The organism is Streptomyces sp. JHA26, from assembly GCF_002005565.1.
GTDB lineage: Bacteria > Actinomycetota > Actinomycetes > Streptomycetales > Streptomycetaceae > Streptomyces.
This window is the reverse complement of record NZ_BDJC01000075.1, coordinates 1-18,652: the sequence shown is the minus strand read 5'-3', so window position 1 is coordinate 18,652 and position 18,652 is coordinate 1. Positions and strand designations below refer to the sequence as shown.

Sequence of the window (18,652 nt, the reverse complement as noted above, 5' to 3'; positions counted from 1 at the left end):
CGCGGCGGGCGCGGACCGGCTTCCGGCCCGCTCCACCGGGTCGGCAACTCCTTCACGTTTCCAACACAGATCGCACTATGCCCCGAATTTCGGTGAATTCGTCCGCTTGGTGACTAGAGTTGCGAAACGCTGACGCACCCCTCCAGGCGGACGTACCGCACCTCGTGCCGCCGCCTGGCCCCCCGTTCCGAAAGGGCACCGACGGTCATGCGCCATTCCCCGGGCCAGTTGCTCCGCCATGCGACGGTGGGCGTGCTCGCCCTCGCCTCGATGTGGACCTCCGGCGGCTACGCGGCGGCCGCGCCGCCCGCCCCCGAGGCGGACAGCCTCACGTTCGCCCAGCGGTACGCCGCACTCCAGCACGGCGGCATCGTGCGCGCCGCCAACACCTCCATCACCTGCCGCGTCCAGGCGCCCTCGTGCTCCGGCACGCAGGCCGGCGGCTCCGGGGTGAACGGGGACTTCGACATGTTCTACGTCGACGTCGACCGCGACCCCAACACCTACAACTCCTCCCGCGCCGAGGTCCGCCTGCCCGCGGGCGCCCGGGTGACGTACGCGCGCCTGTACTGGGGCGGCAACCTGCGCGTGGGCGAGCAGAAGCCGACGGCGGACAACGGTCGCGTGCTGATCGCCGAACCCGGCGGGGAGTACAAGGAGGTCCTCGCGGACACGGTCGTCGGGCACCGCGTGACCGACAGCGCGGACGCCTTCCAGGCCTCGGCGGACGTGACCGCCCTGGTGCGGGACAGCGCGCCGGGCCTGTACACGGTGGCGCAGGTCAACGTCGCCGCCGGCGGTTCCGCGGCCGGCGCGTGGGGCGGCTGGACGCTGGTGGTGGCGTACGAGGACCCGGCGGAACCGCTGCGGCACCTCTCGCTCTGGGACGGCTTCACCCCGCTGCGGTCCCGTGCGGCCGAACTCCGGCTGCAAGGCATGGAATTCGCCGCCGGGGCCGGAGGCCGGGTGGGCATGGTCGCGTACAACGGCGACCGCGGCACCACCGGCGACTCGCTCACCCTGACCGCCGGATCCGGTTCCACGCCGCTCAGCGGTCCCGCCGACCCGCGCGGCGACGTCCTGAACTCCACCATCGGCGGGCCCGCCGCGGCTTCCCCGGCCCGGGTACCGGCGTACGGCAACACCCTCGGCTACGACTCGGACGTCTTCGACGTCCCGGGCGGCATGCCGCGCGCCGGTGACCAGGCGACCGTCCGGCTCGCCTCCGAGCGCGACGACGCGTGGGCCGGCGTGCTCTTCGCCGCCGTCGACGCCCGGCGGTGAGCACACCGCCACCCGTCCCGAGCGCCTTCACCAGCGAGGAGACCGTGCCCGTGGCCCCGTCGACCCGCGGCCGTCCGCCGCGGGTCCTGCACGTCACCCAACCGGTGGACGGCGGGGTCGCCCGTGTCGTGACGGACCTGGTCCGGGCCCAGTCGGCGGACGGCCTGGAGGTCACCGCGGCCTGCCCCGACAGCGTGCTCGCCGCCCGACTGCGGGCGGCGGGCGCGCACGTCCGGCACTGGCGGGCGGCGCGGTCTCCGGGCCCTTCGCTCCTGCGGGAGGTGCGGGACCTCGCGCGGGTGATCGACGACGTACGTCCCGACCTGGTGCACGCGCACAGCGCGAAGGCCGGGCTCGCCGGCCGGCTCGCGGTGCGCGGGCGGATCCCGACGGTCTTCCAGCCGCACGCCTGGTCGTTCGAGGCGGTCGGCGGGAGCACCGCGGCCCTCGCGCTGCGGTGGGAGCGGTGGGGGGCGCGTTGGGCCACGCGCACGCTGTGCGTGAGCGAGGCCGAGCGCGCGACCGGCGTCCGGGCCGGGATCACCGGCAGGTGGGCGGTCGTCCCCAACGGCGTCGATCCCGAGCGCTACCGCCCGGCCGCGACCGGCACCGTGCGGGCGGATCTCGCACCGCTCGCCGGTGTGCGCCCGGGGGCGCCGCTCGTGGTCTGCGTGGGACGGCTGTGCCCGCAGAAGGGGCAGGACGTCCTGCTGCGGGCGTGGGACGCCGTCGTGCGCGAGGTGCCCGACGCCCGCCTCGTCCTGGTCGGCGACGGACCGGACCGCGACCGGCTGCGCCGGGACGCCCCCGGCTCCGTGCTGTTCTGCGGTGCCGTCACCGACACCTCCGTCTGGTACCAGGCCGCCGATCTCGCCGTCCTGCCGTCCCGCTGGGAGGGCATGGCGCTGGCCCCGCTGGAGGCGATGGCCTGCGGGGTGCCGGTGCTGGTCACGGACGTCGACGGCGCCCGCGAGAGCCTGCCGCCCGCCCTCACCGCCCGGTGCGTGGTCCCGCCGGAGAACCCGGGTGAGCTGGCCGCGGCCATCACGGCACTGCTGCTCGACGCGCCGCTGCGCGCGTCCCTCGGCCTCCGGGGCCGCCGGCACGTGCTGTCCCTCCACGACGTACGACACACCACCGAGGCGGTCGCGGACGTCTACCGCGACCTCCTCGGTCCATGGCCCGCCTCACCCGGTGCGCGCCCGTTCGGAGCGACCGGGCGCACCACCACCCACGGCGCCGAGCGGGGCCGACCGCTCGGCACGGGCCGGGGCTGCGAGGCGGACCCGACAACACAGGACGTCGAGTCCACCGAGCACAGGGAGTCCCTCCACTCGTGACCGCCGAACGTACCGTGTCCTCCCCCGGTGTCACGCCGCGGGACCACGGCCTCTCCCCCGTCTCTGTCATGCCGCCGCCCGGCACCGCGACCGGTGTGCGGATCTCCGCCTCCCGGTCTCCGGCGCCTTCGGCCTCGCCGCTGCCGCTGCTGCTCGCGGACGGAGGCGCCGCCGTGCTGGGCACGCTGGCGCTCGCCGGCACCCAGCGCCAGCCGCTGCTGATCACCCTGCTGATCGTCACGTCCCTGCTGCTGCGCGCCCGCGACGGCCGGCCGCCGGTGCCGGGCCTGCTGGAGGAGCTGCCCGCGGTGTGCGGCCGCACCGCCGTGGCCTGGCTGGGGCCCGCGGCGCTGTGGGCGGCGTACCGGCCGGAGCACGCGCTGTCCGTCGGCACCGTGCTGACGGGCGTGGTCCTGCAGGCGGGGGCGTGCTGCGTACTGCGCGCGGTCGTGCACGGGCGGCGGCGCGCCGCACTGCTGCGCCACCCGCACGCCGCGCTCGTCGTGGGCCCGCCGGCGACCGCGCAACGCGTGGCCGCGGCCCTGCTGCGCCACCCGCGGTGCGGGGTGCGGCCGGTGGGAGTGGTCGCCGAGCAGCCGGAGGGCACCGGGGGAATCCCGGTGCTGCGGACCGGCGAGGAGGTCGAGCGGGCGGTCATCCAGAACGGGGTGCGCGCGGTGCTGACCGTCCATCCCTCGGTCCGCGCCGAACAGGCGCCGCTGCTGCGCACGCTGGCCGGGGCGGGCTGCGCGGTCTGGGAGCTCGACGCCGACTCCCCGTCGTACACCGCGGGGCAGCGGCTGGCCGGGTTCGCCTGCCGGCGGCTCGACCCGTCCCCGGTGCGCCGCGACGGCGTGGGCAAGCGGCTGCTCGACATCCTCGTGTCGAGCACGCTGCTGCTGCTGGTCAGCCCGCTGCTGCTGGTGTGCGCGACGGTCCTGCGCCTGAGCGACGGCCCGGGCGTGGTGTTCCGGCAGGAGCGGATCGGCAGGGACGGGAAGCCGTTCACGCTGCTGAAGTTCCGTACCCACCGTCCGGTGAACGAGCACGAGTCGGCGACCCGGTGGAGCGTGGCCGACGTGAACGAGATGAGCCGCTTCTGCCGACTGCTGCGGCGCACCTCGCTCGACGAGCTGCTCCAGCTGTGGAACGTGCTGCGCGGCGACATGAGCCTGGTCGGACCGCGCCCCGAACGGGCCTACTTCGTCGCGCAGTTCAGCGGGGCCCACCCCGGTTACGCGGCCCGCCACCGCATGCGGACCGGCATCACCGGCCTCGCCCAGATCCACGGGCTGCGCGGCGACACCTCGATCGAGGACCGCTGCCGGTTCGACAACGCCTACATCGACGACTGGTCGCTGTGGCGGGACGTCTGCATCCTGCTGCGCACCGCGGCCACGCTGGTACGCCCGACGGGGAGCTGACCGACGTGAGCCACGCTCTCGCACCCCTGCCGCGCCGGGCCGCCGCGCTCGCACCGGTCCTGCCCCTGGTGGCGGTGCTCGCCCTGCTGGCGCTGCCTCCGGCCGGGCACGGCGCGGGGCCCGCCGACGTGGCCTCGGGGCTGGTGGTGGGGTACTGCGTGATCCGTCTGCTGCGGGAGGGACGGCGCCCGCTGTCGCCCGCCGCGGCCCTGGTGCTGGGCCTGCCGGTCGTGGGGGTCGCGCTCGCCGCGCTGGGGGCGTCCTCGCCCGAGACGGGGCTGGCCGGCATGGGCCGCTACCTGCAGATCTTCGTGCTGGTCCCGGCGGCGGTGCTGTCGCTGCTGCGGGGCCGCTCCGACTTCCGGGTGCTGGCCTGGTCGTTCGTGGGCCTCGCCCTGTGCGAGGGCGCCGTCGGCGTCCACCAGTACGTCACCCGGACCGGTGCCTCCTACCAGGGCGAGGACATCCGGGCGGTCGGCACCTTCGGCGCCCAGGACGTGATGGGCATGGCGTCCGTGGTCTCCCTCGGCCTGGTGTGCGCCGCCGGGATCGCGCTGGGCCGGGCGCCGGTGTGGCAGCGGGCGACCGCCACGGGCTGCGCGCTGGCGCTGGTCGCCCCGCTCGCGGTGTCCTTCAGCCGGGGCGCCTGGATCGCGACCGCCCTCACCTGCACCCTGCAGCTGGCGCTGACCGGTCTGCGCCGGACCCTGACGGTGGCCGCCGCCCTGGCCGCCGCGGGGGTGGTCCTGGTGGGCGGGTTCGGCGTCGGCACCGCACAGCTGCAGGAACGGATCGACAGCATCGCGCAGGTCACCGACGCCCCCGACCAGTCCGTCGTCGACCGGTACGCCCTGTGGTCGTCGGCGGCCGGCATGTGGCGCGACCACCCGCTGACCGGCGTGGGCCTGAAGAACTTCCCCGAGTACCGCGACGGGCACGCCACGCTGGCCCTGTCGTCGGGCAGCGACGTCGAGGGCGCCGGGGCGGAGTACCACCGGCAGGCGCTGCTGTCGCCGCACAACATGTACCTGCTGGTCCTGAGCGAACAGGGCCTGATCGGGCTGCTCGCCCTCGCCGGGAGCTGGCTGGCACTGCTGGTGTGCGGGGTGCGCGGGCTGCTGCGCGTGCGCCGCCGGGGGCCGGGGCTGGACTGCGCGCTGGTGGCCTGCGGGCTGCTGGTCTGGGTGCTGACCGACTTCCTGTACGGGGACATCGGCGGCCCCTCGACCCTGGTGACCGCCCTGGCCCTGGGGCTCGCGGCGTGGTGGGCGCTGGCCGACGGCGCGCGGCGGGACGTCCTGCCGCACGGCGGGGTACGGGACCGCGTCGAGGGGGCGGTGGCCCGATGACGGTGGTGCCCTCGCGGGTCCCCGGGCCCGAGACCGACGGGGCGGCGCCCGAGACCGACGGGGCGGCGCCCGTGCCCGCGGCGCGTGCGGCCGGCCCGGTACCGGCCGGCTCCGACCAGGCCTCGGTCTCCCGGAAGTTCCTCGCCCGGGCGACGCTCGTCACGGCGTCGCTGTCCATCGCCGGCTCGCTGCTCGGCCTGGTGCGCGACCAGTCGCTGGCCCGGCTGTTCGGCGCCGACAGCGACACGGACGCCTTCCTGGTCGCGTGGACCGTGCCGGAGCTGGCCGCCACGCTGCTGATCGAGGACGGGCTGGCCCTGGTGCTGATCCCGGCGTTCAGCCTGGCGCTGGCCCGCAGCGCCCGGGGCGCCGCGGGCGACCCGGTCCGGGCGCTGGTCGCCGCGACCCTGCCCCGGCTGTGCCTGGCCCTCGCCGCGGTGGCCGCGCTGGTCGCCGCCGCGGCTCCCGTGCTGGTCCGGGTCCTGGCGCCCGGCCTGCCCGACCCCGCTCTCGCCGTCGACTGCACCCGGCTCACGGCGATCAGCCTGCTGGCCTTCGGGCTCGCCGGGTACTGCAGCGCCGCGCTGCGGGCGCACCGGCGCTTCCTCGCGCCCGCGGCGATCTACGTCGCCTACAACACCGGCATCATCGCCGCGATGTTCCTGTTCGGCGGCCGGTGGGGGGTGCGTTCCGCGGCGGCCGGCGTCGCGGCGGGCGGCTGCCTGATGGTGGCGGTGCAGCTGCCGTCGCTGTGGCGGGAGCTGACGGCGCGCACCCCGGGGTCCCGCGCGCCCGCGGCCGGGGCGGAGGCCGAGGAGCGGCCGATGCGTTTCGCCCTGGTCGCCGCCGTGCTCCTGTTCGCCCTGTGCCGCCAGTCGCAGGTGCTCGTCGAACGCTTCCTCGCCTCCTCCCTTCCGGCCGGGGCCATCTCGCACCTGAACTACGCGCAGAAGGTGGCCCAGATCCCGATGACGCTGTCGCTGATGGTGGTCACGGTCACCTTCCCCGTGGTGGCGCGGGCCCTCGCGGACGGCGACACCGGACGTGCCCGCAGCCGGGTGCAGCGGGACCTCGTCCTGGCCTCCTGCGTGGTGCTGATGGGCATGAGCGCGGTGATCGCCTGCGCCCCGCAGATGATCGGTCTGCTCTTCCAGCGGGGCGCCTTCACCGCGGGCGACACCGTGGCGACGGCGGACGTCATGCGCGTGTACGCCCTCGGGCTGCTGGGCCAGACCCTGGTGGGCGCCCTGATCCGCTCCTACTTCTCGACGGGCCGGCCCCGCTGGTACCCCGTCGGCGTGATGGCCGCGGGCATCGGCGTGACGTCCCTGATCGGCGCCGTGACGGTGCGCCCCTGGGGCGTGGCGGGGATCGCCGCCGCCAACGCCGTCGGCATCACCGTCACGGCCGCCCTGCTGCTCGCCGGGCTGCGCGCGGGCCGGCCCGGCGGACCGCCCGGTGTCACGCTCCGCGTCCGGCGGGTCCTGGCCCAGCTGGGCGGGCCCGTGCTCGCGGCGGTCGCCGCCACCGTCGCCGGGGCGTTCGCCGCGAGCCGGTTCGCGTCCCCGGTGGGGGGCCTCGCGGCCGGCTGCCTGACCGTGACCGTCGTCTTCGTCCCGCTCGCCCGGGCCTCGGGGGCCTGGGGTTCCACATCCGCCGTGCGTTCCGTACGCACCGTCACACGAAGGCTCACCCATGGCCGCTTCCGTTGATTCCGTCCGGTCCGCCGGATCCGCCGCCCCGCGCCCGGGCCCGCTGCCCTGGGTGGCGATGTACCACTCGGTGGGCGACTGCTCGGACGACCCGTACCGCATCACGGTCACTCCCGAGCGACTCGGCGGGCAGCTGGCCTGGTTGCGCCGCCGGGGGCTGCGGGGCGTGTCCGTCGCCGACCTGCTCGCCGCCCGTGCCCGGGGCGGGGGGCGGGACCTGGTCGGGCTCACCTTCGACGACGGGTACGCCGACTTCGTCACCGCCGCCCTGCCGGTGCTGCGCCGGTGGAACTGCGGCGCCACCCTCTTCGTGCTGCCCGGGCGGCTCGGCGGCGACAACGCCTGGGACCCGCTCGGCCCGCGCAAGCCGCTGCTGACCGCCGACGGCATCCGGCAGGCGGCCGCGGAGGGCGTGGAGATCGGCTCGCACGGACTGACCCACGTCGACCTCACCCGGGCGGACGACCTCGCCCTCAAGGCCGAGGTCGTCGAGAGCCGCGAGCGCCTGACGGAGGTGACCGGCGTCCCGCCCGCCGGGTTCTGCTACCCGTACGGCACCGTCGACGCCCGCGCCGTCGCGGCCGTGCGCGACGCCGGGTACGCGTACGCCTGCGCCATCGACCCCGGACCGCTGACCGGCCCGCACGCCCTGCCCCGCGTCCACGTCGGCCAGAACGACACGGCCTGGCGGCTGTACCTCAAGCACCGGCTGCACCGGCTGCGCCGGCGTCCCGTGGAAGGCCTGTGAGATGAGGGCCCTGCACATCATCACCGGCCTCGGCGTCGGCGGGGCCGAGCAGCAACTACGGCTGCTGCTGCGCCACCTGCCCCTCGAGTGCGACGTCGTCACGCTCACCAACCCCGGCCCGGTCGCCGACGGTCTGACCGCCGACGGGGTCCGCGTCGTGCACCTGGGCATGGCCGGCAACCGGGACCTGACCGCCCTGCCCCGGCTGGTCCGGCTGATCCGCGCCGGCGGCTACGACCTGGTCCACACCCACCTGTACCGGGCCTGCGTCTACGGCCGGCTCGCCGCGCGCGTCGCCGGGGTCCGTGCCGTCGTCGCCACCGAGCACTCCCTGGGCGACTCGCAGATGGAGGGCCGCAGCCTCACCGCCGGGGTGCGCGCGCTGTACCTGGCCAGCGAGCGGCTCGGCTCGACGACGGTCGCCGTCTCCTCGGCGGTGGCCCGCCGTCTGACGCACTGGGGTGTGCCGGCCCCCCGCATCGAGGTCGTCCCGAACGGCATCGAGCTGGACCGCTTCCGCTTCGACGCCGGACGGCGGGCACAGGCCCGCCGGCGTCTCGGCCTGCCCGAGGAGGCGTTCGTCGTCGGCGGTGTCGGCCGGCTCACCCGGGGCAAGCGGTTCGACGTCCTGGTCGACGCGCTCACCCTGCTGCCGGAGGACCACTGGCTGCTGCTGGTGGGCGGCGGCCCCGAGGACCACGTCCTGCGCCGCAGGGCCCGCGAGGCCGGCGTGTCCGGGCGTGTGCTGTTCACCGGCGAGCGCCCCTACCTGCCCGACGGCTCCGCGGGCCTCGACCTGCCCTCGCTCACCTGCGCGATGGACCTGTTCGCGTCCCCGTCGCCGGACGAGGCCTTCGGTCTGGCGGCGGTGGAGGCGCTGGCGTCGGGTCTGCCCGTGCTCTACGCCTCCTGCCCGGCGATCGAGGACCTGCCGCCGTCGGCCGCCGCCGACGCCCGGCGGGTGCGCGGCGGCCCCGACGCGTACGCCCGCGCGATCGCCGAGGTGCGCGCGGCGGGCGCCGGGCGCCGCCCGGTCCCGGACGCCGCGCACCGCTACTCCATCACCCGCAGCACAGCCCGCCTCGTCGACGTGTACGCGGCAGCGGTCTCCCGTTCGCCGTCGTCCCCCTCACCCCTCGGAGCAAGCCCGTCATGACCGACACCCCGGCCCACCGGCGTCTTCCGTCCGCGGCTCGTGTCAAGAAGCTGCCGTCCTGGTCCGTGCTCGCGGCGGGCGTCCTCGCCGGCGGCCTGTTCGGCGGTGGCTACGGCCTCCTCACCCCGGACACCTACACGGCCACCAGCTACGTCGTCGCCGTACCGACGGCGAAGTCCACCCCGGAGGCCGCCCGCGGTTTCGCGCAGGCGTACGGCCGTGTGGCCACCCAGCTGGCGGTGCTCGGGGACGCCCAGGTGTGGGCGGGCGTACCGGTGCGCACGCTGCAGGAGAAGGTGCGCGCGGCGACCTCGCCCGACGCGCCGATGGTCGCCGTCTCGGCCACCGCCTCGCGGCCCGGTCTCGCCGTCGACATGGCCAACGCGGTCTCCCGCGCCCTGACGCAGCACGCGGAGCACACCAAGGACAGCACCCAGGTCCGGCTCGTGCAGTTCTCCCGTGCGGTGCGGCCGAGCGGCCCGACGTCCGCGTCGACGGCGGTGACCACGGCGGTGGGCGCGAGCGCGGGCGGGCTGCTGGGCGGCCTGGTCCTGCTGGCGCGGCCGAGGCGCCCCCGCCGGGACGACGCCCCCGCCCCCGTCCCCTCGGTGCCCGGACCGGCCACGGCCGCCGACGTGCACGGACAGCGGTGACGGCGGTGCGGTGCCCGGCGGTGGCGACGGACCCCGGTACGTCCCGGCCGCCACCGGCCGGGACGACGAGGGCACTAGTCGTCGGGCGTCCACCACTCGAAGCGGAGGCAGAGCTTGCCTCCCAGCCAGTACTCCGCCCAACTGCCCAGGTCCAGCGGCGAGCATCCCTGCGGGGGCCGCGGTGCGGTGGGTTCGGCCGGTGCGGGCGTGGTGGGTGTGGGGGCGGGGGGAACGGTGGGCGTCGGCACGTCGGCGAGGCGGGAGACGACGGACCGGTAGACGCGGGAGGCGTCCGGGTTGGCCCCGCACTGCCACACACCGTGCGGGCAGTAGTCGGTCAGCGTGTTGTACAGCGGCTTGTGCTCGGCGATCCACTCGAGCATGCGCCGCATGTACGCGGGATTGTCGCCGTTGCGGAAGAGCCCCCACTCGGGGTAGGAGACGGGTTTGCCGTGCGCCTTCGCGAAATCCACGTGCGCCTGGAGCCCGTAGGGCTCCTTCACCTGCTGGTCGAAGGACATCCCGGCCGGCTGGTCGTAGGAGTCCATGCCGATGACGTCGACCGTGTCGTCGCCCGGGTAGCACTCGGTCCACGCGACGGCGTCCCGGCCGCGGCTCGGGGTGAAGTCGAACCGGAACTTCTGGCCCGGCACCGCGCGCATGGTGGTGACGATCCTGTTCCAGTACTTCTTCCAGGACTCGGGGTCCGGTCCGCAGCGGTGGGTGTACGTCGTGCCGTTCATCTCCCAGCCGAGCACCAGGACCGTGTCCGGCACCCCCAGCCGGACCAGCCGTTCGGCCAGGGCACGGAAGTGGTGGTCGAACTCCCCGGCCGCGCCCCGCCGCAGGAGGCGGCGGACCTCGTCGTCGGGGACGCCCTCCTCGTTGCGTTCCTGGAGGGGCACGTTCAGGACGAGCATCCGGTCGTCCTTCGCGTTGCGCCAGCGCGCCCACGACTCGAGGAAGCCGATGTTCCCCTCGATGTCCCCCCAGCTGTTGCCGGGCAGGTAGGTGTGCCCGACGCGGAGCTCCGCACCGCCGAGCCAGTGGCTGAGCTGCGCCATGCGGGCCACACCCCGGGCGTCGGAGGCGAGGAAGGCGCCGAAGGCGGGAACCTCCGGACCCGGTGCCGGGGTGGCCGCCGGCGGTGTCGTCGACGGCTCGGGGACGACCGGGCGCGAACCGGCGGGCACGGCCGGGGCCGACGACGGAGCGGTGGGATCGGTGACCCGCACCGTTCCCACCCCCGCCGCGGGTCCGGACGCCAGGGCGGCCGACGCGGCCATCACCGCCGCGCCCACGGCCAGCCTGCCGAACCGGATCCGCTCGTGCTGTGGAGCCATGCCTGCCCCTTTCTTCGCCCTCGTCCGACCTCTGCCCCTGCCCGCCTCCGCCGCTCCCGGTATTGACGACCAGTCATACGGATTCAGACACAGGACATTCCGGGGCGCCACCGCCTTGGGGCTTTCGAGTGCCGCACTCGCCCGTGCGGGTGAACAGACCCAGAAGAAAGAGAGATTTCATGTCGTTGCTCGACACCCGCGTCCCCGCGGTACTGCTGCGGATCGACCGGAACCCGTTTCACCACGGAACGCTGGGCGCCGTGCGTTCGCTCGGCAGGGCGGGGGTGGAGGTGCACGTCGTCGCCGACTCGACCGGGAGTCCCGTCCCGAAGTCCCGGTACGTGCGGCGGATGCATCCCCCGCCGCTTCCGGGGGCGTCCGCGGACGACGTCCTCGCCGTGCTGCGCCGGGTGGCCGGTGACCTCGCGTCCCCCGCCGTCCTGGTGCCGATGGACGACGCGAGCGCGATCGCCGTGACCCGCATGCGCAACGCCCTCTCCCCCTCCTACCTGCTGCCCGCGATGCCGGGAGCGCTGGCCGAACGCGTCGCCGACAAGGGCGAGCTGGCCGCCGTGTGCGCCGCCGCGGACGTTCCGCACCCGGTGACGCTGGTCCCGGACAGCCCGGCGGAGGCCGCCGACGCCGTGCGGCGGCTCGGGGTCCCGGTGGTGGCGAAGTGGAGCCGCCCCTGGCTGCTGCCGGCGGACAGCGGGCTGCGCAGCACGCTGCTGGTGCGGTCCGCGCAGCAGGCACGGGAGCTGTACCTGCGCACCGCGCGGGCGGGCAGCCCGCTGCTGCTCCAGGCCTACCTGCCGCCGGGGACCGACCGGGACTGGTTCTTCCACGGCTACGTCGACGGCTCGGGCACCGTGCGCGCGGGCGGACCGGGCCGCAAGCAACTCGCCTGGCCGCGGGGGGCGGGCCTGACCGCGGTGGGCCGCTGGACGCCCAACGCCGAGGTGCGGGAGCAGGCCGAGCGGCTCGTCCGCGAGCTGGGCTACCGGGGCGTCTTCGACCTCGACTTCCGCCGCTGCGGCACGACGGGCCGCTACCACCTGCTCGACTTCAACCCCCGCCCCGGAGCCCAGTTCCGGCTCTTCGCGGACAGCGCGGGAGTGGACGTCGTGCGCGCCCTGCACCTCGACCTGACGGGACGTCCGGTACCGGAGGGGACTCCGCTGACCGGGCGGGCCTTCGTGGTGGAGAACTACGCCCCGCTGACCGCGCTGCGCCCGGCCCCGGACGGCCGCGAACTGGCCTGGCACGCCCCGGACGACCCCGGTCCCGGACGGGCGATGTGGTCCCTGTGGGGCCGTCACGTCTCCGGCCGGCTGCGGGAGCGGCTGTACGGGGCGGTGCCGGCGCGGACGTCACCGGTGTCACACCTGATCCCCAGGGCGGCCTCGTCCTCCCTGACCGACAACGAGAAAGCGAGCAAGTGATGATGTACGACCTCCTGGTGGTGGGCGCGGGTCCGTACGGTCTGTCGGTCGCGTCGCACGCCGCGGCCGCCGGGCTGAACCTGCGCGTGCTCGGCCGGCCCATGGCGTCCTGGCGGGACCACATGCCCGGCGGCATGTTCCTGAAGTCGGAGCCCTGGGCGTCCAACCTCTCCGATCCGCGGGGACGCTGGCGCCTGGACGCGTACTGCGCGGAGAGGGGGCTGACGGCACGCCACGCGCAGCCGATCCCGGTGGAGGAGTTCGCGTCGTACGGCCTGTGGTTCGCGCGTCACGCCGTGCCGGAGGTCGACGAGCGCATGGTGGCGCGGGTGGCGGCGGCTCCCGGCGGTTTCACGGCGGTCACCGAGGACGGGGAGGTGCTGCACGCGCGGACGGTGGCGATGGCGGTGGGGGTGATGCCGTTCATCGAGGTGCCGCCCGCACTGCGCGGCCTGCACCCGGCGCTGGTGACGCACAGCAGCCACCACAGCGACCTCGCCCCGTTCCGCGGCAAGGACGTGACGGTGATCGGCGGCGGCCAGGCGGCGCTGGAGACCGCGGCGCTGCTCGCCGAACAGGGCACCCGGGTACGGGTGCTGGCGCGGGCGGAGCGCGTGCGGTGGAACGACGTGCCGCCGCCCTGGGAGCGCCCCTGGACGCAGACGGTCCGTTCGCCGCACAGCGGTCTCGGCCCCGGCTGGCGGAACTGGTTCTACTCCGAGCGCCCCGGTGTCTTCCGGCGGCTGCCGGAGTCGACCCGGACCCGGATCGCGGCCACGGCACTGGGCCCGGCGGGCGCGTGGTGGGTGCGGGAGCGGGTGGAGCGCGCAGTGGAGCTGATGCCGGGCCACGAGGTCACCGCGGCCTGCGCGGTGCCGGGCGGCGTACGGCTGGACACGGTGAACCGCGAGGGCGCCGTGCGCACCCTGGAGACCGAGCACGTCATCGCCGCCACCGGGTTCAAGCCGCGCTGCGAGCGGATGGGGATGCTCGCCCCCGACCTGTGCGGCTCGCTGGCGGTGCTGCGCGACGGCTCCCCGGCGACGGGCCGGGAGTTCGAGTCGTCCCACCCGGGTCTGTTCCTGGCGGGTCTGGTGACGGCTTCCGGTTTCGGTCCGGCCATGCGGTTCGTCCACGGCGCCACGTTCACGGCGCGGACCCTCGTCCAGGGGGTGCGCCGCCGGCTCGGGTCGACCCCGGTCCGGGGGGCGGTCCCCGTTCCGGGAGTGCCCGGCCGGAGCGCGTCGCCGTCGCCGGTGGGCCACTGACCGACAGTGCCGACCGGCTGCGGGCCGCCGCCGCGGGACGGGCCGGCGGCCCGTCCGTGAGCCGCCGGCAGGGGCGGCCGACCGCGGCACGACACGGCGACACGCCCCCGGCCCGCCCGGCCACCCGGTGGGGTGGAACGGATCGGTCCGAGGGCGTGTCGCCAGGGAGGGGAACGGGTGCCGGAACGGGCCGTGTCCGGCACCCGGAAAAGGTCAGCGGCGGGCGGCGACGCGTCCGCGGCGGTACAGCATCGCCCCGCCCCCGAGCAGCGCGGCACCCGCGAGCGAGGCCGTCAGCATGCCCTCGCTTCCGGTCTCGGCCATCTGGGGCGTCTCGCCGGGCTCCTCGACGCCGACCGACGGCGGCTCCTCGACCGTGCGCGTGGGAGGAGTCACGGGGGTGTCGGGAGTGGTGGGGGTGACGGGAGTGGTGGGAGTGGCGGTGGTCGGAGGGGGCTCCTCCTCGGTGCCGTAGCCGGGCTCGGACCCGTACGTGTTGCCGCACGCGTTGCCGTACGCGTCGTTGAAGACGCCGAGCACGTCGACGGAGTTGCCACACACGTTCACCGGCACGTGGATCGGCGCCTGGACGTTGTTCCCGGACAGCAGACCGTAGGAGTCCTCGGTGTGCCCCACGGCCCGCGCGCCGTTGGTGGAGTCGCCGTACGAGGACGTGGCCGACCGGTCCGCGTGCGAGTCGTTGCCGCACGCGTTGCCGTACGCGTCGTTGAACGCCGCGAGCACGTCGACGGAGTTGCCGCACACGTTCACCGGCACGTGGATCGGCGCCTGGACGTTGTTCCCGGACGCGATCCCGGAGGCGTCCTCGGTGTGCCCCACGGCCTCGGCGCCGGCGGAGCGGGACCCGTCCTCGTGCGAGTCGTTGCCGCACGCGTTGCCGTACGCGTCGTTGAACGCCGCGAGGACGCCGACGGTGTTGCCGCACACGTTCACCGGCACGTCGATGGGCGCCTGGACGTTGTTCCCGGACAGCAGACCGGAAGCATCGTCGGTGGCTCCCACCGCGATGCTGTCAGCGAGTGCCGGGGTGCCGGACAGGGACAGAATGCCCGTGGCGGCGGCCGCCGCGAACACTCCCCTGCTCAGGGTCTGTCGCAATGTCGTGATCTTCCTGCTTGAAGTACTGCGCGAATTCCTGCGGGAAAGGCCCGTGTACCGCGGATGGAGCAGGCGACGGCCTCGGTGCCCCTTGCCTTCTCGGGCACTGCGCGTTCCTTTCTCGTGGCGTCGCATGCCTACGCTTCATCAACCCGACACGGGGGAATCGGTTGCGCAGGTTCACCCGGTTGGCCCGCACGGCGTGCGGAAAGACCCCGGAACAGGACGGCGGCTCACGGCCGCTCAGGACACCACGTCCTTGCGGGCGAAGCCCCGGAAGGCCAGGGCGAACAGGACGAGCGCGTACGTCACGGAGATCGCGGTGCCCTGGAGCATGCCGGACCACTCGGGGTGCGGCTGGACGGCGTCCGCCCAGGCGAACTGCCAGTGCGCGGGCAGGAAGTCGCGCCAGTGGCCGAGGGCGGTCACGGCGTCCAGGACGTTGCCGACGATGGTGAGGCCCACCGCGCCGCCGACCGCGCCGAGCGGGGCGTCGGTCCTGGTGGACAGCCAGAACGCCAGTCCGGCGGTGACCAGCTGGGACACGAAGACGTACGCCACGACCACCACGAGCCGCAGCGCGGCCGTCCCCGGGGCGAGCGAGCCGCCCGTCGGGATCGCCAGCGGACCCCAGCCGTAGGCGACCGTGCCCACGGCGAGGGCGACCAGCGGCAGCAGCACCATCGCGGCCAGGCTGAGGCCCAGTCCGACGGCGAGCTTGGAGGCGAGCAGCCGGGCGCGCGGCACCGGGGCGGCGAGCAGGTACCGCAGGGAGGACCAGCTCGCCTCGGAGGCCACGGTGTCCCCGCAGAACAGGGCGACGGGGACGACCAGCAGGAAGCCCGCGGAGACGAACAGGTTGACGGCCGCGAAGTTGGCGCCGGAGGCGGTGGCGGTGTCCATCAGGGTGATGCGGTCGCCGGGGCCGTCCGGCTCGCCGCCGACCGCGAAGGCGACGACGAGGACGAACGGCAGGACGGCGAGGACCGCGCCCATGGCCAGGGTCCGGCGCCGCTTGAGCTGGCGCACCAGCTCCACCCGCAGGGGCAGGGTGCGGCCCGGCCGGTAGCCGTGGGCGGTCTCGGGCTGCTGGGTGAGCGTGCTCACGCGGAACCTCCGATCAGGGTGAGGAAGGCGTCCTCCAGGCGGCGGTGCGGGCCGACCGAGGCCACCGGAACCTCCAGCCGGACGAGTTCGGCCACGAGCCGGGCGGCCGTGCCGTCGGTGCCGAGGCGGACCAGGAGCCCGTCGTCGGTGGGCACGACCGAGTCCACGCCCGGCAGCGCGGCGATCTTCTCGACGACCGGTTCCTCCACGGGCAGGCCGGTGCCGACGAGGAGGGTGTCCCCGGAGCCGGTGATCTCGGTGACCGGGCCGGCCTGGACCAGGCGGCCGCGGTCCATGACCACCAGGTGGGTGCAGGACTGCTCGACCTCGGCGAGCAGGTGGCTGGAGACGATGACGGTGCGCCCGGCGGCCGCGTACCGGATCATCACCTCGCGCATCTCGCGGATCTGGGGCGGGTCGAGGCCGTTGGTCGGCTCGTCCAGGATGAGCAGGTCGGGCAGGCCCAGCATGGCCTGGGCGATGGCGAGGCGCTGGCGCATGCCCTGCGAGTAGGTGCGCACCGCGCGGGCCAGCGCGTCGCCGAGGCCGGCGATCTCCAGGGCCTCGTCCAGGTGGGCGTTCTCGGGCGGGCGGCCGGTGGCCCGCCAGTACAGCTCCAGGTTCTCCCGGCCGGACAGGTGCGGCAGGAAGCCGGCGCCCTCGACGAAGGCGCCGACCCGGGACAGTACGGGGGCGCCGGGCCGGATCGCGTGGCCGAAGACGCGGATCTCGCCCTCGTCCGGGGTGATCAGGCCCATCAGCATGCGCAGGGTGGTGGTCTTGCCGGCGCCGTTGGGGCCGAGCAGGCCGAGGACCTGGCCCTGCTCGACGCGGAAGGACAACTCCCGCACCGCGTACCGGTCGGCCGCGCCGGCGTAGCGCTTGGTGAGGCCGGTGATCTGGAGCGGGACCTCGGCGAGCGCGGGGTCCGGGGCGGGCGTGGCGGTGCGGCGGCGGCCGGTCAGCAGCAGGGCCGCGGCGACGGCGAGACCCGCGAGCGGCAGCCACCACACCCAGGCGGGCAGCGGGGCGGCGGCCGTGGTGACGCCGGGAGCGGTCGGCACCGTGAGGTCGCCCTCGAGGGAGACCGTGTACGTCGCCGGGGCGGCCGGGGAGGCGTAGCCGAGGTCGGTGGAGGCGAGGACCAGGCGCAGCCGGTGGCCCTTCTCGACCTCGTGGTCGATCGCCGGGAGGGTGAGGGCGACGTCCCTGCCGGCCTTCGCGCCCTCGACGCGGACGGGCGTGACGAGCTGGGCGGGGAGCACCGGGGCGGCGCCGCCGGGGCCGACGTCGTACACCTTGGCGAAGAGGACGGCGTCGTCGGAGGTGGAGCGGACGTGGACGGTCGCCGTCGGGGAGCCGGTGACGCGCAGGTCCTCGGTCAGCGGGGCCGACTGGAAGGCGGCGTACTGGCCGGGGAAGTCCAGGGAGACGCCCACGCCGAGGGCGGACAGCCGGCCGAGTCCGCCCGCGCCGCCGATGCCGGGGAGGGCGGAGACGGCCGGCGGGTTGGCGCCGGCCGGGTTGGCGAAGCGCTGTTCGCGTCCGCCCAGGGGCACGGCGACGGGCCCGCCGCCCAGGCCCGGGTACCGGTCCGCGCTCGCGCCCCGCAGCTGGGCCCGTCCGTCGGTGGAGTCCACTCCGCCGGTGCGGGTGACCCGGAAGGCGGGGCCGGTGGCGGTGCCCTCGTCGTCCTTCAGGTAGCGGTCGAACCAGGAGCGCACGCGTGCCTGGACGCGGTCCGTCTCCCGGTCGCCGCCGTCGTGCCCGCCCGCGATCCAGTCGACGTCGACGGGTGCGCCGTTCGCCCGGATCGCCCGGGCCGCGGCGTCGGCCTGGCCGAGCGGGAAGAGGGAGTCGGTCTGGCCCTGCGTCAGCAGGGTGGGGACGTCGATGCGGTCGCCCACGGCCTGCGGGCTGCGTTCCCGCAGCAGCCGGACGGCCTGGGGGTCCGGCACCCCGGACTCGGCGACCCGCTGGTACATCCGGCACAGCGTGTCCTCGAAGCGGTCGCAGCCGCCGCCGCTGTTGACGAAGACGCCGGCCCACAGCTTCTTGAAGACGCCGTTCGGGAACAGCGCGTCCGCGAGGTTCCAGTAGGTGAGGGAGGGGGCGATGGCGTCCACGCGGTCGTCGTGGCCGGCGGCGAGCAGCGCGACCGCGCCGCCGTAGGAGGCGCCGGCCACGCCCACGCGCGGGTCCCCGGCCGCGTCGAGCCGCACCTGCGGCTGCCGCGCCAGCCAGTCGATCAGCCGGGAGACGTCGGCGACCTCGCCGTCCGGGTCGTTGAGCCCGATCCTCCCCGTGGACCGGCCGAAGCCGCGTGCCGACCAGGTCAGCACCGCGTACCCGTCCCGGGCGAGGCTCTCCGCCTGCCGCCGCAGGTCGGCCTTGCTGCCGCCGAAGCCGTGCGCGAGCAGGACGGCGGGGCGGCGGCCGCCGGAACCGGCCGTGAAGTAGGAGGTGTCCAGGCGCACCCCGTCGCCCACGGACACGATCCGGTCGGTGCGCCGCACCGGGGGCGGGTCGTCGGAGGCGACCGCCGTCCACGTCCCCGCGCCGGCGAGCACGACGACGGCGGCCGCGGCGGAGAGCACCCGGCGCGGCCGTCGCAGCAGCCCCCGTATGCGGGGCAGTCGAAGATCCATGCGTCAACGGTACGGGCCGGCGCCGGCGCCGGGGGCCCTCCGGGGGCTGAACCGCCGCC

General features: G+C 75.4%; 14 protein-coding genes. 10 read left to right on the top strand and 4 right to left on the bottom strand.

Annotated features, from left to right (window positions below; translation table 11 throughout):
- Positions 1-207 precede the first annotated feature (207 nt).
- Genes JHAT_RS30315 through JHAT_RS30280 form a run of 8 tightly spaced genes read left to right on the top strand, consistent with a single transcriptional unit; the run spans position 208 to position 9,666 of the window.
- Positions 208-1,284, top strand: coding sequence for a DUF3344 domain-containing protein (locus tag JHAT_RS30315; RefSeq protein ID WP_077801479.1), 1,077 nt, complete (start codon positions 208-210; stop codon positions 1,282-1,284).
- A 50-nt stretch (positions 1,285-1,334) separates the two neighbouring features.
- Positions 1,335-2,624 (top strand): glycosyltransferase family 4 protein, encoded by a 1,290-nt coding sequence (locus JHAT_RS30310; RefSeq protein WP_077801496.1) that lies wholly within the window; start codon positions 1,335-1,337, stop codon positions 2,622-2,624.
- Positions 2,621-4,048, top strand: coding sequence for an exopolysaccharide biosynthesis polyprenyl glycosylphosphotransferase (locus JHAT_RS30305; protein ID WP_077801478.1), 1,428 nt, complete (start codon positions 2,621-2,623; stop codon positions 4,046-4,048). Before JHAT_RS30310 ends, JHAT_RS30305 begins: the two co-directional genes overlap by 4 nt.
- Positions 4,049-4,053: 5 nt before the next feature.
- On the top strand, positions 4,054-5,397 hold the full coding sequence (locus JHAT_RS30300; RefSeq protein WP_077801477.1) for an O-antigen ligase: 1,344 nt from the start codon (positions 4,054-4,056) through the stop codon (positions 5,395-5,397).
- Positions 5,394-7,109, top strand: coding sequence for a lipid II flippase MurJ (locus JHAT_RS30295; protein WP_077801476.1), 1,716 nt, complete (start codon positions 5,394-5,396; stop codon positions 7,107-7,109). The genes JHAT_RS30300 and JHAT_RS30295 overlap by 4 nt, the downstream gene beginning before the upstream one ends.
- Positions 7,093-7,857, top strand: coding sequence for a polysaccharide deacetylase family protein (locus JHAT_RS30290; RefSeq protein ID WP_107482065.1), 765 nt, complete (start codon positions 7,093-7,095; stop codon positions 7,855-7,857). Before JHAT_RS30295 ends, JHAT_RS30290 begins: the two co-directional genes overlap by 17 nt.
- Before the next feature lies 1 nt (position 7,858).
- On the top strand, positions 7,859-9,013 hold the full coding sequence (locus JHAT_RS30285) for a glycosyltransferase (protein ID WP_077801475.1): 1,155 nt from the start codon (positions 7,859-7,861) through the stop codon (positions 9,011-9,013).
- Complete coding sequence (locus JHAT_RS30280) at positions 9,010-9,666, top strand: lipopolysaccharide biosynthesis protein (protein WP_077801473.1); 657 nt, start codon at positions 9,010-9,012, stop codon at positions 9,664-9,666. Before JHAT_RS30285 ends, JHAT_RS30280 begins: the two co-directional genes overlap by 4 nt.
- A 74-nt stretch (positions 9,667-9,740) precedes the next feature.
- On the opposite strand, the gene JHAT_RS30275 is transcribed toward JHAT_RS30280, so the two are convergent.
- Complete coding sequence (locus tag JHAT_RS30275) at positions 9,741-11,009, bottom strand: glycoside hydrolase family 26 protein (protein WP_107482064.1); 1,269 nt, start codon at positions 11,007-11,009, stop codon at positions 9,741-9,743.
- A 179-nt stretch (positions 11,010-11,188) separates the two neighbouring features.
- Here JHAT_RS30275 and JHAT_RS30270 point away from each other — a divergent pair, with 179 nt between their 5' ends.
- Together JHAT_RS30270 and JHAT_RS30265 are read left to right on the top strand one after the other, a co-directional pair.
- The gene (locus JHAT_RS30270) at positions 11,189-12,451 is read left to right on the top strand and encodes an ATP-grasp domain-containing protein (RefSeq protein WP_077801472.1); all 1,263 of its coding nucleotides are present in this window, start codon (positions 11,189-11,191) and stop codon (positions 12,449-12,451) included.
- A 2-nt stretch (positions 12,452-12,453) separates the two neighbouring features.
- Positions 12,454-13,719: an NAD(P)-binding domain-containing protein gene (locus JHAT_RS30265; RefSeq protein ID WP_077801493.1), complete on the top strand. Its 1,266-nt coding sequence runs from the start codon at positions 12,454-12,456 to the stop codon at positions 13,717-13,719.
- 213 nt (positions 13,720-13,932) lie between these two features.
- Here the strand turns inward: JHAT_RS30265 and JHAT_RS30260 are convergent, their stop codons facing one another.
- The 3 genes from JHAT_RS30260 to JHAT_RS30250 form a co-directional block, all read right to left on the bottom strand.
- A complete protein-coding gene (locus JHAT_RS30260) occupies positions 13,933-14,838 on the bottom strand; it encodes a chaplin (RefSeq protein ID WP_253195659.1) in 906 nt (301 codons plus the stop codon).
- A gap of 243 nt (positions 14,839-15,081) precedes the next feature.
- Positions 15,082-15,945 carry an ABC transporter permease gene (locus JHAT_RS30255; protein WP_077801470.1) on the bottom strand — a complete coding sequence of 288 codons (864 nt, stop codon included), beginning with the start codon at positions 15,943-15,945 and terminating at the stop codon, positions 15,082-15,084.
- Complete coding sequence (locus tag JHAT_RS30250; RefSeq protein WP_171991129.1) at positions 15,942-18,593, bottom strand: CocE/NonD family hydrolase; 2,652 nt, start codon at positions 18,591-18,593, stop codon at positions 15,942-15,944. The genes JHAT_RS30255 and JHAT_RS30250 overlap by 4 nt, the downstream gene beginning before the upstream one ends.
- Positions 18,594-18,652 lie beyond the last annotated feature (59 nt).

Excerpts from the sequence above, each read along its gene's own strand:
- JHAT_RS30315 (WP_077801479.1), top strand. The coding sequence starts at position 208 with ATGCGCCATTCCCCGGGCCAGTTGCTCCGCCATGCGACGGTGGGCGTG.
- JHAT_RS30295 (WP_077801476.1), top strand. The coding sequence starts at position 5,394 with ATGACGGTGGTGCCCTCGCGGGTCCCCGGGCCCGAGACCGACGGGGCG.
- JHAT_RS30290 (WP_107482065.1), top strand. The coding sequence starts at position 7,093 with ATGGCCGCTTCCGTTGATTCCGTCCGGTCCGCCGGATCCGCCGCCCCG.
- JHAT_RS30285 (WP_077801475.1), top strand. The coding sequence starts at position 7,859 with ATGAGGGCCCTGCACATCATCACCGGCCTCGGCGTCGGCGGGGCCGAG.
- JHAT_RS30280 (WP_077801473.1), top strand. The coding sequence starts at position 9,010 with ATGACCGACACCCCGGCCCACCGGCGTCTTCCGTCCGCGGCTCGTGTC.
- JHAT_RS30275 (WP_107482064.1), bottom strand. The coding sequence starts at position 11,009 with ATGGCTCCACAGCACGAGCGGATCCGGTTCGGCAGGCTGGCCGTGGGC.
- JHAT_RS30270 (WP_077801472.1), top strand. The coding sequence starts at position 11,189 with ATGTCGTTGCTCGACACCCGCGTCCCCGCGGTACTGCTGCGGATCGAC.
- JHAT_RS30265 (WP_077801493.1), top strand. The coding sequence starts at position 12,454 with ATGTACGACCTCCTGGTGGTGGGCGCGGGTCCGTACGGTCTGTCGGTC.
- JHAT_RS30250 (WP_171991129.1), bottom strand. The coding sequence starts at position 18,593 with ATGGATCTTCGACTGCCCCGCATACGGGGGCTGCTGCGACGGCCGCGC.